This window comes from Rhizobium sp. P1_B8 (genome assembly GCF_056406515.1).
Genome location: NZ_JBFTZZ010000005.1, coordinates 212,422 through 225,267, shown reverse-complemented (window position 1 = coordinate 225,267; position 12,846 = coordinate 212,422). Strand labels below are relative to the sequence as shown.

At 59.6% G+C, this 12,846-nt stretch carries 16 protein-coding genes; 6 read left to right on the top strand and 10 right to left on the bottom strand.

The window, feature by feature from the left end; all coding sequences use genetic code 11:
- Together AC1D2N_RS09605 and AC1D2N_RS09600 are read left to right on the top strand one after the other, a co-directional pair.
- Positions 1-188 (top strand): PepSY domain-containing protein (locus tag AC1D2N_RS09605; RefSeq protein WP_477981168.1); only part of this gene is annotated, 188 nt, incomplete at its 5' end.
- A gap of 16 nt (positions 189-204) precedes the next feature.
- Positions 205-801, top strand: a complete 597-nt coding sequence (locus tag AC1D2N_RS09600) for a general stress protein (RefSeq protein WP_477981166.1) — start codon at positions 205-207, stop codon at positions 799-801.
- A gap of 217 nt (positions 802-1,018) precedes the next feature.
- On the opposite strand, the gene AC1D2N_RS09595 is transcribed toward AC1D2N_RS09600, so the two are convergent.
- The 3 genes from AC1D2N_RS09595 to AC1D2N_RS09585 form a co-directional block, all read right to left on the bottom strand.
- Complete coding sequence (locus AC1D2N_RS09595) at positions 1,019-1,720, bottom strand: alpha/beta fold hydrolase (RefSeq protein WP_130651940.1); 702 nt, start codon at positions 1,718-1,720, stop codon at positions 1,019-1,021.
- A 215-nt stretch (positions 1,721-1,935) separates the two neighbouring features.
- Positions 1,936-2,622 carry an alpha/beta fold hydrolase gene (locus AC1D2N_RS09590; RefSeq protein ID WP_130651939.1) on the bottom strand — a complete coding sequence of 229 codons (687 nt, stop codon included), beginning with the start codon at positions 2,620-2,622 and terminating at the stop codon, positions 1,936-1,938.
- Between the two features lie 201 nt (positions 2,623-2,823).
- Positions 2,824-3,747 (bottom strand): helix-turn-helix transcriptional regulator, encoded by a 924-nt coding sequence (locus tag AC1D2N_RS09585; protein ID WP_245484445.1) that lies wholly within the window; start codon positions 3,745-3,747, stop codon positions 2,824-2,826.
- Between the two features lie 198 nt (positions 3,748-3,945).
- Between AC1D2N_RS09585 and AC1D2N_RS09580 the strand changes: the two genes are divergently transcribed.
- On the top strand, positions 3,946-4,545 hold the full coding sequence (locus AC1D2N_RS09580; protein ID WP_130651938.1) for a c-type cytochrome: 600 nt from the start codon (positions 3,946-3,948) through the stop codon (positions 4,543-4,545).
- A gap of 93 nt (positions 4,546-4,638) precedes the next feature.
- Here the strand turns inward: AC1D2N_RS09580 and AC1D2N_RS09575 are convergent, their stop codons facing one another.
- Positions 4,639-5,625 carry an MBL fold metallo-hydrolase gene (locus AC1D2N_RS09575; protein WP_130651937.1) on the bottom strand — a complete coding sequence of 329 codons (987 nt, stop codon included), beginning with the start codon at positions 5,623-5,625 and terminating at the stop codon, positions 4,639-4,641.
- A 134-nt stretch (positions 5,626-5,759) separates the two neighbouring features.
- Between AC1D2N_RS09575 and AC1D2N_RS09570 the strand changes: the two genes are divergently transcribed.
- Both AC1D2N_RS09570 and AC1D2N_RS09565 read left to right on the top strand, forming a co-directional pair.
- Positions 5,760-6,656, top strand: a complete 897-nt coding sequence (locus tag AC1D2N_RS09570) for a LysR family transcriptional regulator (protein WP_182565517.1) — start codon at positions 5,760-5,762, stop codon at positions 6,654-6,656.
- A gap of 218 nt (positions 6,657-6,874) precedes the next feature.
- Positions 6,875-7,984 (top strand): sulfite oxidase, encoded by a 1,110-nt coding sequence (locus AC1D2N_RS09565; protein WP_245484444.1) that lies wholly within the window; start codon positions 6,875-6,877, stop codon positions 7,982-7,984.
- 154 nt (positions 7,985-8,138) lie between these two features.
- On the opposite strand, the gene AC1D2N_RS09560 is transcribed toward AC1D2N_RS09565, so the two are convergent.
- The gene (locus AC1D2N_RS09560) at positions 8,139-9,047 is read right to left on the bottom strand and encodes an RNA polymerase sigma factor (protein WP_130651934.1); all 909 of its coding nucleotides are present in this window, start codon (positions 9,045-9,047) and stop codon (positions 8,139-8,141) included.
- Positions 9,044-9,787, bottom strand: coding sequence for an SDR family NAD(P)-dependent oxidoreductase (locus tag AC1D2N_RS09555; RefSeq protein WP_130651933.1), 744 nt, complete (start codon positions 9,785-9,787; stop codon positions 9,044-9,046). Before AC1D2N_RS09555 ends, AC1D2N_RS09560 begins: the two co-directional genes overlap by 4 nt.
- Positions 9,788-10,515: 728 nt before the next feature.
- On the opposite strand from AC1D2N_RS09555, the gene AC1D2N_RS09550 reads away from it, so the two are divergent.
- The gene (locus AC1D2N_RS09550; protein ID WP_130651931.1) at positions 10,516-10,983 is read left to right on the top strand and encodes a DMP19 family protein; all 468 of its coding nucleotides are present in this window, start codon (positions 10,516-10,518) and stop codon (positions 10,981-10,983) included.
- A gap of 188 nt (positions 10,984-11,171) precedes the next feature.
- Here AC1D2N_RS09550 and AC1D2N_RS09545 read toward each other — a convergent pair whose 3' ends face one another.
- Genes AC1D2N_RS09545 through AC1D2N_RS09530 form a run of 4 tightly spaced genes read right to left on the bottom strand, consistent with a single transcriptional unit; the run spans position 11,172 to position 12,791 of the window.
- Positions 11,172-11,402 carry a hypothetical protein gene (locus AC1D2N_RS09545; RefSeq protein WP_130651930.1) on the bottom strand — a complete coding sequence of 77 codons (231 nt, stop codon included), beginning with the start codon at positions 11,400-11,402 and terminating at the stop codon, positions 11,172-11,174.
- Between the two features lie 56 nt (positions 11,403-11,458).
- A complete protein-coding gene (locus AC1D2N_RS09540) occupies positions 11,459-12,076 on the bottom strand; it encodes an ATP-dependent Clp protease proteolytic subunit (RefSeq protein WP_018241031.1) in 618 nt (205 codons plus the stop codon).
- Positions 12,077-12,120: 44 nt separating this feature from the next.
- On the bottom strand, positions 12,121-12,480 hold the full coding sequence (locus AC1D2N_RS09535) for an SRPBCC family protein (RefSeq protein WP_130651929.1): 360 nt from the start codon (positions 12,478-12,480) through the stop codon (positions 12,121-12,123).
- Positions 12,477-12,791, bottom strand: a complete 315-nt coding sequence (locus AC1D2N_RS09530; protein ID WP_018449587.1) for an ArsR/SmtB family transcription factor — start codon at positions 12,789-12,791, stop codon at positions 12,477-12,479. Before AC1D2N_RS09530 ends, AC1D2N_RS09535 begins: the two co-directional genes overlap by 4 nt.
- Positions 12,792-12,846 lie beyond the last annotated feature (55 nt).

Sequence of the window (12,846 nt, the reverse complement as noted above, 5' to 3'; positions counted from 1 at the left end):
CTGCGCCCGTTGAGGGCGCCAATAGCTTTACCGAAGCTCAGGCGAAGGATCGCATTGCGGAAGCGGGCTACACCGACGTCAAGGATCTCAAGCTCGATGACAAGGGGATCTGGATGGCCTCCGGCATGAAGGACGGCAAAGCCGTCGCCATTGCCCTCGATTATCAAGGCAACATCGTCGCCAAGTAACCCAAGGAGAAGCATGATGAGAACTGTAACCGGACTTTTCGACGACYACTCGGACGCTCGCTCCGCCGTCAGCAAACTGGAAGCGGCRGGCATTCCSTCAAACRACATCAGTATCGTCTCCAACAAGGCAGGCCGCATCGATCGCGACTCTGACGYTGGCGAGGATGCCGCGACGGGTGCCGGCATTGGCGCTGCCGTCGGTGGCGCTGGCGGCCTGCTSACCGGACTGGGCCTGATGGCCATCCCCGGTGTCGGGCCGGTGGTTGCCGCAGGCTGGCTTGCCGCGACTGCGGCCGGGGCTGTCGCCGGCGCCGTCGCTGGCGGTGCGGCCGGCGGCCTGATCGGCGCCCTCACCGACTCCGGCGTCCCGGAAGATGATGCTCACCTCTATGCCGAAGGTGTCCGCCGCGGCGGCAGCCTGGTCACGGCCAAGGTCGACGATGCCCGCGCKCCCGAGGCGCAGGCCATTCTGCAAGGCTCAAACTGGGTCGACCCGATCGAACGTCGGCGTGCCTATAACGAGCAGGGATGGACCCGGTTCGACGAAACGCTCGATCCATATGCCCCCGAGCAGATCGCGCAGGAGCGCGACCGGTATCGGCGGACCGCCTAACCGGCCTTGAGCTCAACCCTCCTTGCACGTCGCAAGGAGGGTTGAAGCGGTGATCTCACGCGTCAGCCGGTGCCTCTGGCCGGAGTAGATGGCCCACAGCGAACTCCACGCCTCCCCCACCCCTTCCCGCAGTTGGCGGACGCGCCTATAGGTGCATCTGCCGATAACAGAAAAGACCGCCTCATGACGGTCTCTTCCTATCAATTTCCACGATATATCAGCGACGCTCGACGGCCACCGCTGCCTTGCGGATGACATCGATAACCACGTCGGGTTGAGAGAGCATCGGCACGTGGCTGCTTTCCACCTCCGTCACCGTCGCGTTCATACGCTTGGAAACCCAGCGCTGGAGATCGGGGTGCACCGTGTGGTCCTGCGTCGCCAAGACGTACCAGCTTGGCTTGGACTTCCACGCGATCTCGTCGGCACTGAGCTTTTGCTGGTTGAACAGATCGGCAACCGGCGCATAGTGCGTGGCCCATACAAGCTTCTGCTCTTCCTCCGAGAGGTCTCCAGCGAAGAACTTGGTTCCGCTCGGCAGCATCCAGGCCCGGCCGTCCGCTGCCTCGACATGGTTGAAGATGTCCGACGGATACTTGGCGAGCTGATCCTGCACGGTCTCGCCGACATCCGGGGCGACCGCGGCGACGTAAACCAGACCAACGACACGCTCGTCGATGCCGGCGGCCGTGATCGTTGCGCCACCGTAGGAATGCCCGACGAGGATGACGGGGCTGCCGACACGATTGAGCGTCCGCTTAACCGTAGCCACGTCCTCCTCGTAGGAGTCCAGGCCGTACTGGACGGCGATGACTTCGTGCCCGTCCGCCTGCAGTGCAGGGATTACTTTGCTGAAGCATGAGCCGTCGGCCCAAATGCCGTGGCAAAAAACGATGGTAGGTTTCGATGATGTAGACATTATCCTGTTCCTTCTTGGATTGGGCAAATAATTCCGTTGGGAGGCAAGCGAGCCAACGGCTCCTTTCGAAGCTTTTGTGACCAGGCGATGCGCGCCAGGTCGAACTTGGTCGAACAGACACAGTCCGCTAAGGAATGGGTCGTCGTTTCGCCGTTGTGGCGAGGTCGTTCCGGAATATGTTGTTTTGAATGATGCTTCGGCTTGGGACCGAATTATCAGTCAAAAGACGCGGCGGCGTTGGCGATGAACTCGGCAACGACTTTCGGTTGTGAAAGCATAGGCAAGTGGCTTGCCTGAACAACCATGATCTCGGCACCCATACGTTCGGCGGAGTCCTGCTGTACCGCGGGCGGCATCGTGTGGTCGAGCGTTGTGACCATGTACCAGGAAGGCTTGGTGTGCCACGCGCTTTTGGAGATCTTCTCTAATTTACTGCGTGTTCCAAGCGGTCCCTGAGTGGCGTAGACGATATCGGCTTCTGCAGTCGGAAGATCCTGGCCCAGGTATTTGCGCACCCCGTCGCGGGTGAGCGTAACATGCGCGTCGCCCCAGGGCCTCAGTTCATTCACAACAGCCGCAGTCGCATAACCGCTCCACCAGTCGTCGACGGACTGGCCACTGTCTGGCGCAGCGCCGGCGATGTAGACGAGGCCGGCAACTCGACTATGGTTGCCCGCCTCGGTAATGACCGCGCCACCATAAGACTGTCCCACGAGGATGACCGGACCGTCCTGCATTTCAATGGCGCGATGAACAATTGCCACGTCCTCAGAGAACGAGGTCAATGAAAGCTGAACGGCGATTGCATCAATGCTTCGCTCTGACAGTAACGGTATAACTTTATTCCAAGCATTACCGTCGAGGAAATATCCGTGCACAAGAATAACGTTTATAATATTCACGGCTACATCTCCTGTGCTGATGTCGTCTGTTGGCAATACATATGAACTACCTTGGAGATTAGGTCATGGCATTTTATTGCTATATCTGGGATGTTATTGCTTAAGACAGGCCAATGAGACGAAAAATCTGATTTTCGGCTTGATAAGTGTCGAAGTTATCTGACTCTAATGGTAGATTATTGCTTATTTTGTACATTATTGTTAGATCTCTGATAAATGCCTGCGGCCCTTTGCGCGTGCGTATGCAGCAGGGGTGCTACCGACGACCTTTTTGAAACGGCGGGTCAGGTGGCTTTGATCGACAAACCCAAGCTTATCGGCAATATCGGCCAACGATATTTCGGCTGTCTCGATCAATGACTTCGCTTGCTCAATTCTGCATTGCTCCACGTATCGCGCAGGCGTCATGCCAATCTCAGCTTTAAAAACCCGGATGAAGTGAAAGCGGCTGAGACCGGTCCGCTTGGCGAGCGAGGAGAGGTCAGGAAAGTCGTGCGTTGTCCGCCCAAGATGCTCGATTACCCGTCGGATGGCTTCCCTGTCGCTGATTTCGCCGGTGTGATCGGAGACTGTGTAAACACCATACATTGTAACGAAATGCACGGTTAGCGCTTCAGCAAGGTGACGTAACAGAGGCATCCGCCATTGAAAATCCGGCTTGCGCATCTCCTCGAGGATCGCGCCGCCGATGTACAGTGCAAACAAATCGTTGGCGTGAAGGATAGAGCCCGTCTGATCATCCCTGCCTCGGAGGGGCTCACGTAACCGAGAGCCATCGCTGAGTTGCTCTGGGTCGATACCGATCCGAAGCATTGGCGGGATAGCGCCTCCAAGCCGTGCTGGGCTGCCGGCCGGGACGACAATCAGATCCCCTGCTCTGCAAGATACCTCGCGGGACGCTATGTGCGTTTGAAAGCGGAATTGCCGTGATGATCCCAGCGCCACTAACACTGCATGATGATCACACCCAGGCACAACCAGTTCGACGCCGTGGCTCCCGTCTCTCACATCAAAGTGCAGGCCGCGAGAGGTAGACGACATGCCTGCCGTCGATATGAGCCAGCCGCCGAGCTGGGCTCGGATTTCACCGATACCAGACAGCTCACTCTGGCCCTGAACCTTCATCGCTTTAGCTCCGTATTTAGGCCAGAATTTCCCGGACTTATGCAGCAAATGCCGCAAGACTCCAAGTCAACTAGGGCGTGAACTCATAAAAACGCAGCCATAGTCGGATGGAGGCGGCGGGGTCCGTTCGCCAATGGTTGCATCTCCTGATAAGATCAGCATCACACTTCAGCTTAAGCCTCGATCTGGAGGCCTCGCATGCCCTGCAGCAATGCGCTCGCTCCGTTCGTCATCGCCGCTCTCGTGGCCCTCGGTCCGCTGCCGGCTGGAGCGCAGAACAATGCTGCGCCACCGCCGGCGGCAATCTCCCACAAGGCCAAGCTTTGCCAGATGTGTCACGGTAAGAAAGGTCTGCCGACTGTTAAGAACACGCCGATCATCGCCGGCCAGCACGAGTCCTCTTTGCTGATAGCTTTGCAGGAATATCGCAATGGAGCGCGCACCGACGACCTCATGGGCCGGATCGCGAAGAATCTTTCCGACGACGACATGAAGGCGCTTGCGGCCTACTTTTCCGCACTGCCTTGGCCCGCCTACCGCGAGCCGGCGGAGGCAGCGAGCATTACCCGCTTCCAAGCGCTCGACGCCGGGAAGAAGTGCACCTCGTGCCACCGGGAGGGTTTCGTCGGATACGCCAACACTCCGCGCGTCGCAAATCAGAAGCTGGACTACCTGATCAAAACCCTCTCCGACTTTCGCGATAACAAGCGCCCGAACGTGCCCCGCATGACGGCCTTGGTGCGCAATTTTTCGGCCGACGACATCGCTGCCATGGCTCACTATCTTGCCGGCCTCTGACGATCAGTTCGGGGTCGGCGATCCACCGAATAGGGCCGCCGGCGCGATTGCAGTTGGGATCTGCTTGGCATTTAAGATCACCGAGAGCAGACATCAGTCCTGCAAGGCCCAGTCTGCGACTTGCCAACGCATCTCCCCATGATCAGCAACGACACGACCGAGCCCAGGGAACGGCATGTGCGTGGCAGCGATGAGTGCGCCTTCCGACGCGGCACGCGGAAAGAAGCGATCACGCATGGCTTTCGCAGCGGCACGGTCCTGCTCAAACAGGAAGAACACATCGGTCGCGGCCGGATGCACGACCGGAAAAATCATATCCGAAACCATGATCATGCTCTTCCCGCCATCTTCCACCCGCACGCCGATATGGCCGGGTGTATGGCCGGTTAAGTCGACGATCGAAACGCCCCGCATGATCTCGCGCTCTCCGTCGATCGCTTGGAGCCTCGGATATAGCCGCACCACCTCCTCCGCCATCCTGAAGCTCGTCTGCAGGTATTCAGGCGCGCCGCTGCGCTTGGCCGGATCGGTCCAGTGAGCGATGTCGCGACGATCGATATAAAGCTCGGCTCCGGGGTAGTTGTTCTTACCTCCCAGAACCAGCCCACCCATGTGGTCTTGGTGCATATGCGTCACGATGACCGCGTCGATCTTGTCGGGCTTCAGACCGAGCGCGGCGAGTGCCTGTGGTAACTGTCCGGTCTGCCCGATCGAACCTGCCGCACCGGCATCGATCAGGATGCGGCGCTCGCCATCCTCGACGAGATATTGGTTGAAGAGGAACCGAACCCCACTCGGCCGGGCGGTAAACTGTGCGCTTGCCGCCCTCTCGACCTCGGGCGCCGAGCGCCCCGGAAAGTAGTCATAGGGCATATCGGCATAGCCATCCGTCAGTGCCGTCACGGTGAACCGACCGATGCGGATCTGTGCGAAGGGGTTCATCGCAACAGGCGCCTTGGCAGCTTCCTGCGTCGCCGCACGGGCGGCGGAGTCGCCGAGCAGGCCTCCACCGAGGAGGCTTCCGCCGATGAGGCCGAGAGGCAGGGCGCCAGCGAAAGCGCGACGTGAAAGTTGAGGCATGACATCTTTCTCCGGATCAGTAGCACGATGGGAGCTACGTCGAGCCCCTTGACGACGCGAATGCTATGACATCCACAATCAACCGGGTATCTTGGCAATGTGGAAACATTCTTCTCATTTTATGGAAGGCTTCGATGGATCGTTTTGACGCGATGGCGGTGCTATTGGCGGTGGTCGACGCCGGCAGTCTTTCTGCCGGGGCACGGCGGCTGAATGCGCCGCTGGCCACGGTCAGCCGCAAAGTGGCCGATCTTGAAAAGCATCTTGGCGTTCGCCTGGTCGTGCGCACCCGCCGCGGCCTCGCCTTGACGGAGGAGGGACGCGCCTTCGTCGCCGCGTCACGTCGTATTCTCGAGGAACTGGACGCGGCGGAGCGGCAGGCCAGCGGCGATTATGGAGCGCTGCGTGGCGGGCTGCACGTCACCGCGCCGATTGCCTTCGGCGAGCGCCATCTGCTGCCAATTGCGCTCGAATTCCTGAAGGAGCAACCCGATATCAACCTGCGGCTGACCCTGACTGATCGGCAGCTAAGCCTGAGGGATGAGCACGTCGATGTAGCCCTACGGATCGGGCACCTGCCCGACAGCGCGATTATCGCAACACGGGTTGGCGCCGTCCGCCGGGTGATCTGCGCGAGCCCCGACTATCTCGCCCGCCGAGGAGTGCCGCGTCAGCCGGAAGACCTCGCCCCGCATGATGGCATAAGCTTCCAGGGCTTCGCGACCGCCCCGGAATGGCGATACCGCCGGGACGGCGCGGCCTTCGCCGTCGAGCCGCGCCTCAAACTCGCGGTCAACACGACAGAGGCTGCCATTCAGGCTGCGCTGGCCGGTATCGGCATTATTCGCGTGCTTTCTTACCAGATCAACGACCATTTGCGCTCTGGCGCTCTGCGGGAATTGTTGGCGGAGTTCGCACCGGAGCCGCTGCCGGTAAATGTTATTCACGGACCAGCCGATCCGCTGTCGCTGAAGGTGCGGTGCTTCCTTGACTGGATCGGCCCCCGCCTGCGCGCGCGGATGGCAACCTAGCGTCCCGCCTATCAGACGCGTCTCCGTTAATGGCGGTCAGGCTCACTGGTAGTCGATCGTCCTCTGCCGCTCGAGGTCGATCCGAGGAACGTGCGATATGTGCTAGGATGCGGCCCGAAGGCGGAATGCGACGGACGCACTGCGAGGGGCGGTGTGATCGCACCGGAATTCGCGCGACCGAGAGCCGACGTTGTGTCTTGAAAGGGGAGATGAGGACGATGCCGACACCAGAGCAACCCAGTCTAATAGTTCGACAGAAATCCCCCCAGAATATCGAGTTTCCGTTTGCGTCGCTCTCCGATTGGCTGATCCCGACCGAGCTGTTCTTCGTGCGAAACCATTTCCCGTCGCCGGACCTCGATGCGCGAGACTGGAGGTTGCGCGTTGGCGGGGCGGTGGAGCGGCCGATCGAACTAGACCTCGACAGCATCAAGGCGATGCGCAGCACGACTTTCACTGCCGTCGTCGAGTGTGCAGGGAACGGGCGCGTCTACTATGAGCCGCCGAGGGAGGGATTGCAGTGGCAGAACGGAGCCGTCGGCAATGCCGCGTGGACTGGTGTTCTTCTGCGCGACATTTTGGAAATGGCGGGCGTTAAGCGAACCGCATGTGAGGTTCTGCTCGCAGGCGCCGACAGCGGCGTGGTCGACACGAACAAGAAAACAGCTTCTCCCGGCCCCATCGCTTTTGCGCGCAGTCTACCGCTTGAGAAGGCCATCGCCGACAGCACGATCCTTGCCTATTCGATGAACGAGGAGCCGTTGACGCGCGATCACGGCTACCCGCTACGCGCGGTCGTGGGTGGCTGGTTCGGCATGGCTTGGGTCAAGTGGATCACTGATATCACGGTTGTGGAGCAACCGTTCCTTGGCTACTGGCAGGCGCGCGACTATTTCCGTTGGGAGCGCAGCCTCGGGGAACCGACGCTGGTCCCCCTTGCGGAGATGGAGGTCAAAGCGCAGATCGCGCGTCCGGTACAGGGGGCGCAGCTCATCGCCGGCCAACCGTACCGGATTTTCGGAGCCGCCTGGAGCGGAGAGGCTGCTATCCGGCAGGTGCAGGTCTGCACCGGAGATGGCAAGGGCTGGCGCGAGGGAAGGCTCCTCGAAACAGAACGTCCCTTTGCATGGCGCTTGTGGGAGTACATGTGGACCCCTGAAGAAGTGGGGCGATATACACTGCGATGTCGCGCGATCGATGGGGCTGGATGCGTGCAGCCCGACCTCCAGCGTTCCGACTGCGAGAGCTACGCGGCCAATTGGATCATTCCGGTGGAGGTTACGGTCGTTTCCAAGCCACAGACGTACGAGGAGGAATTCGTGATCTAATCACCCGCATGGGGCGGAATGGCGGCTTTTGGCGCAACTGCGACCCGCCTTGTCACTGCGTCATGTCCGCTTTGCAGCAACAGCGACGGGTGGCTCGATGACCATTATGAGGCGCATAGCGGACCTCGAGAAAGCGCGTCTTGATCAATGCCGGTCACCGCGATGCGGCCAGCATGACATCAGCACCATCCATGACATAGGTCGCATAGCGATGGTCGCGGATCAGGCTTATCTTTTGCTCCCGCCATTCGAGCAGCATGAAATAGGAAGGACCGCCCGGCGGTTCGGCTGATACCAGCAATATTTCCCGGCCTTCCAGCCAAGCAGGTTCGATCCTGACGGGTGGATATTCGGCATAAAAGGTGAAAAATCGACCGACATCGGCGGCACCAGAGATTTCCGGCCGTCGCGCCTGACGAAGCCGAACATCCTCGGCCAGCATGCGACGCAACGCGTCCCAGTCTCGGGCTTTGAAGAGCGCTGCAAAGTTCAGGACCTCGGGACTCGGCGGTGGCGGAACCTCGGACCGCACGTCGGAGATGGCGCGCAATCTCGCCCGACCGCGCGACAGATGGGCCTTGACGGCATCGACACTCAGTTCCAGCAGCGCTGCGATGTCCGCAAGTGACTCTCCCAACACATCCTTGAGGATCACCGCGCTGCGTTGCGGCACCGGCAATTCTGCAAAGTGGCCCAGGGCGACCCGCACCGCGTCCTGCCGGATCAGCGCGTCCTCCGGACCGACGGCGCTGATATCGGCCAGGTCGAAAGCCATCTCAAGGGGCTCCGATCGGAGCGTACTGCGCTGGCGCAGGGCATCTATGGCTCGATTGTGGACAATGCGAAATAGCCAGGGTCGCAGCGGCGTGCCCGGCGGGATCGAGCCAGCCGTCGCAAATACCCTGGCAAATGCGTCCTGAATCACATCCTCGCCGTCGATCACCGAACCCACCAGACGAGCAGCATAGCGGTGCAGTTCGGGGCGAAGCGCGTCCGCTTCCCTGGCGAGCGCTGCGAGCAGAGTTTTCCTCTCTTCGTCTTCGAGAGCAGCGTCTTCTGTCATTCGATGACCGTCACACCCGTATCCCCACGCACCGCGTAGACCAGGGCCCCGGCGAGGTCCGTCCTGCCGATCAGGTCGGCGACCATATCGCCAAAATCCCGCGGCGTCATGTCCGGCCAGGTGGCGGCATGTTCGGCAAATGTCCGACCCGCCGCCGCGGCATAGGCCGCGATGCCCGTATCACCCACACCGGTTCCTGCGAACATCTGCCGGGGAACGATGACCCGGAAGCGCAGACCCAGGCCGAGTTCCGCCGATAGGCCCTCGGCATATTTTGCAATGAACCACTGCGCGCGCTTGGCTCCCGCATAACCGCCCGATAGCGGCGACCCCTGCACGGCGGCTCCGCTGGAGACCAGGACGACAAGCCCGCCCGGCGTCATCGGCAACGTCAGAGCAGCCTGTACCCAGTGCAGCGCGGCCTTGACGTCCACATTCCAGTTGGTCGTGAATGCCTCCCAGCCAATCCGGTCGATCCGTTCCATGGGCGGTTCCGCACCGGCGTTCATGATGACGAGATCGGGTCGCGTCTGCTCCATGATCCGCCATGCCGCGTCGACATCGGTTGCATCAGCCGATATGGCGGTGACGGCCGGTTGCTTGCCTGGCCCCTGCACGGCAGCCGCGTTTCGGGCGACCACTGTGACTTCGGCCGCGCGAACCGCAAATGCCTCGGCGAGCCCCCTCCCCAAGCCGCGGCTCCCGCCGACAACCACGATTCGCTTTCCTTCCAGATCCATCTCTCAGTCCTCATTTGGGTCGGGTCCGACCGCTCGACGACGGTCACAACAACGACGTTCCAACGAGGTGAATAGAGTCATCGCCATCTGCGATTTGTGGGGCCAGCGTCAAAAAGTGTGACTCGGCCGAAGTTCGATGGTGATCGATCTCGAATGAATTTTCGCGCCGGTCATGCCAGCGCCAATACAAATCGAGAGGTTTCACAGTCGCGAAGAGACAAACCCCGAGGCCCTATAACGAGCAGGGATGGGACCCGGTTCGACGACACACTCGATCCATATACCCCCGAGCAGATTGCGCGGGAGCGCGACCGGTATCGGCGGACCGCCTAACCGGCCTTGAATTCAGCCCTCCTCGCACGTCGCAAGGAGGGTTGAAGCGGTGATTGAAGAAACAGCCACGCTGGCCTAGGCTTTGCCGATGACCGACGAGATTGAAATCGGGCTCGCCATTGGCGGGGATGCTCCTTTGATAAGCGCGCTGGTGACAACTACGATCCGCATCAGCATTCGGCGGACTATCCGGCCAGCGTCATAGACAGGGTTATTGGTAACTTCTCTCGACGCGATGCTGAGATTGATGGACAGCCGGATCGTTCGGATCGTAAGCGGTGTGCTGCTCAATAATCGCGGCGTTGATGGGCACAGCAACTATAGCCGTTTGCAGGCTTCGCGATTTGATCGTATCAACAACCTCACGTAGGTGGGTTGGATAGTTGAGAGTCATCATGACAGCGCCATACAATGATCTTGGCTCGCTCGATGACTGGCTCCTTAAACAAGGGATTGAGCAGGCAGAGCGCGGGATTTCGATTGAAGACGAGCTTATTCCGGGGACGGTCGAGCGGTTGGGGCTGCCTTATGTCTACCTTTACGCTACGGTTATTTTCGACGGGGAAGTCGCCAATGGCGGCCTTCCTCAGTTCTTCGAGAACTCATCCGGTACTTTGGCTCCTATTGTTCGGGATGCGTTGCAGGCAATGGAACTGCGCCACTACGCGACCATCATGACGCAACTTATCAACGCCTTTGGTGCGGAATATCCACGCAATCAGTGGGTTCGAGTAGATAAGATAGACTCCGACACTTCCGTCCAGGAGATACTGGATCGCGGCTATCATGCCATTGATGTCTGGAGCCGGGAGTTCATCCTCGCACGCGACAATTACGCCAGAAAAAATGAGTTATTGAAATGAGTAAACCGCGTCCAGAATGGCTCTTTTGAGCCTAATGCGTTCGGGCGAACTGTTAGGTAAAGGCAGCATAATTCCACGGCAGAAGCTCGTCGATCTGGCTCTGTTTGTGCCCGTTGCCGTGGCATAGTGCGGTGACGTAGCCTTAGCCAAAGTCGGCCGTCCAGTTCGTCTCAGGCCGGTCATTGCGTTCAGTTGCTGCTTTGAATGTCCCCTACGTCCGCGTCGGCGTCACCGCTGTAGACATCGAGATCAAGTTCAAGCCCACCGACGCTGATGGCACTCAAGGTCTGGGGAGAGATACCCAAACCCTCGTTAGAGGCTGTTAGGAAAAGTCCAACAAAGATTCGTCCTCGGTAGCGGTCGGCAAAATCCTTCCAGATACCGAAGTCTTCGCTGAGGCCAGAGAATAGCGCACGCACTAGCGTTCTTCCAACCAATCGACGCATGAATGGACCATTTCAATCCGAGGCTACGCTTATGCCGTTGCGTCCAGATTTTCTTCCCGGACCTGTAGGATGCGGTCGACCAACCCCCATTCCAGAGCTTCCTCTGCGGTCATGAAACGGTCGCGGTCCATCGCGCGTTCGAATTCCTCATAGCTGCGTCCGCAATGCTCGGCATAGAGACGTGTCATCCGGTCCTTGGTTCGTCTGATTTCCTCGGCATGGATGAGCATGTCCGATGCCTGTCCCTGAAAGCCACCGGATGGCTGATGGACGAGGATGCTTGTATTGGGCAGTGTTGCCCGCTGTCCGGGTTCACCCGCCATCAGCAGGAACGATCCCATCGAGCGGGCTGTCCCCATGCAAAGCGTATGCACCGGAGCGCGGATGTAACGCATGGTGTCATACATGGCGAGGCCGCTCGTCACCATGCCGCCGGGGGAATTGATATAGAGGCTGATTGGCTTCTTGGGGTTTTCCGCTTCGAGGAACAACAATTGTGCGCAGACCAGCGCAGACACGGTGTCGTTCACTTCGCCATTCAAAAAGATGATCCTTTCACGAAGCAGGCGGGAATAGATGTCGAAAGATCGCTCCCCTCTGCTTGATTGCTCTACCACCATGGGGACGAGTTGCATCGCTTCGCGCATCGGCGAACTCCAATCTTCCAGAATTTAAAGGGAAGCTCGCCGCGTCAGGCGGCGAGCATGAGGGGCAGGCTATTATTGTTTGCGGTTGCGCGGGTCATCCGATCGAAGCTGACGTCCGTAAGCTGGTGAATGATCCGCAGCTTGGTTCCGCCGGTGTCGTTGGGGGTGATCCGAAAGATGACCACGCTTTCAAGGAACGGCGGTTCGCTTTCGCGCATCCGGTAGCGGACCTCTTGCCCCGGCGTCAGAGACGCAGCCTCCGGATCGGCCAATGCCTCTTTCGGCAACCATTTCTCTCGAAACTCCGGAATGCTTATCGCGCGCCAGACCTTGTGCGGCGGCTCGTCGATTTCGTACTCAAGCTCGATGCCCCTGTCGTGATCGTCGGTCTTGCTCTCGTTCATTGATCCATATCCTTCAGCAGAGCTTTGAGGGCGTCGATGCGAGCGGGCCAGTAGGCGCGATACTTCGCCAGCCATCCGGCAATGAGTGCCAAGCCTTCTGGATCGACCTCGTAGTTCACAAAGCGCCCCTGTCGTTCCTCCCGCACCAGTCTCGCGCTCCGCAGAACGGAGAGGTGTTGGGACATGGCAGGCTGACTGATCGTCATGCCATCGCGCAAAGCGCTGGCATTCATGCTTCCGGTCGCCAGCTTCTCAAAGATCGCGCAACGGGTGGGATCAGCCAAAGCCTTGAAGATGTCGTTCTCTATCATGCCAACACATAAGCACAGACTTATACGATTCGCAAGGCGTCTCCGCTCATTTCCA

Coding starts and splice junctions, on each gene's coding strand:
- AC1D2N_RS09580 (WP_130651938.1), top strand. CDS start 3,946: ATGCCCTGCAGCAATGCGCTCGCTCCGTTCGTCATCGCCGCTCTCGTG.
- AC1D2N_RS09530 (WP_018449587.1), bottom strand. CDS start 12,791: ATGATAGAGAACGACATCTTCAAGGCTTTGGCTGATCCCACCCGTTGC.
- AC1D2N_RS09560 (WP_130651934.1), bottom strand. CDS start 9,047: ATGACAGAAGACGCTGCTCTCGAAGACGAAGAGAGGAAAACTCTGCTC.
- AC1D2N_RS09550 (WP_130651931.1), top strand. CDS start 10,516: ATGACAGCGCCATACAATGATCTTGGCTCGCTCGATGACTGGCTCCTT.
- AC1D2N_RS09570 (WP_182565517.1), top strand. CDS start 5,760: ATGGATCGTTTTGACGCGATGGCGGTGCTATTGGCGGTGGTCGACGCC.
- AC1D2N_RS09565 (WP_245484444.1), top strand. CDS start 6,875: ATGCCGACACCAGAGCAACCCAGTCTAATAGTTCGACAGAAATCCCCC.
- AC1D2N_RS09535 (WP_130651929.1), bottom strand. CDS start 12,480: ATGAACGAGAGCAAGACCGACGATCACGACAGGGGCATCGAGCTTGAG.
- AC1D2N_RS09595 (WP_130651940.1), bottom strand. CDS start 1,720: ATGTCTACATCATCGAAACCTACCATCGTTTTTTGCCACGGCATTTGG.
- AC1D2N_RS09555 (WP_130651933.1), bottom strand. CDS start 9,787: ATGGATCTGGAAGGAAAGCGAATCGTGGTTGTCGGCGGGAGCCGCGGC.
- AC1D2N_RS09540 (WP_018241031.1), bottom strand. CDS start 12,076: ATGCGCGAAGCGATGCAACTCGTCCCCATGGTGGTAGAGCAATCAAGC.
- AC1D2N_RS09575 (WP_130651937.1), bottom strand. CDS start 5,625: ATGCCTCAACTTTCACGTCGCGCTTTCGCTGGCGCCCTGCCTCTCGGC.
- AC1D2N_RS09585 (WP_245484445.1), bottom strand. CDS start 3,747: ATGAAGGTTCAGGGCCAGAGTGAGCTGTCTGGTATCGGTGAAATCCGA.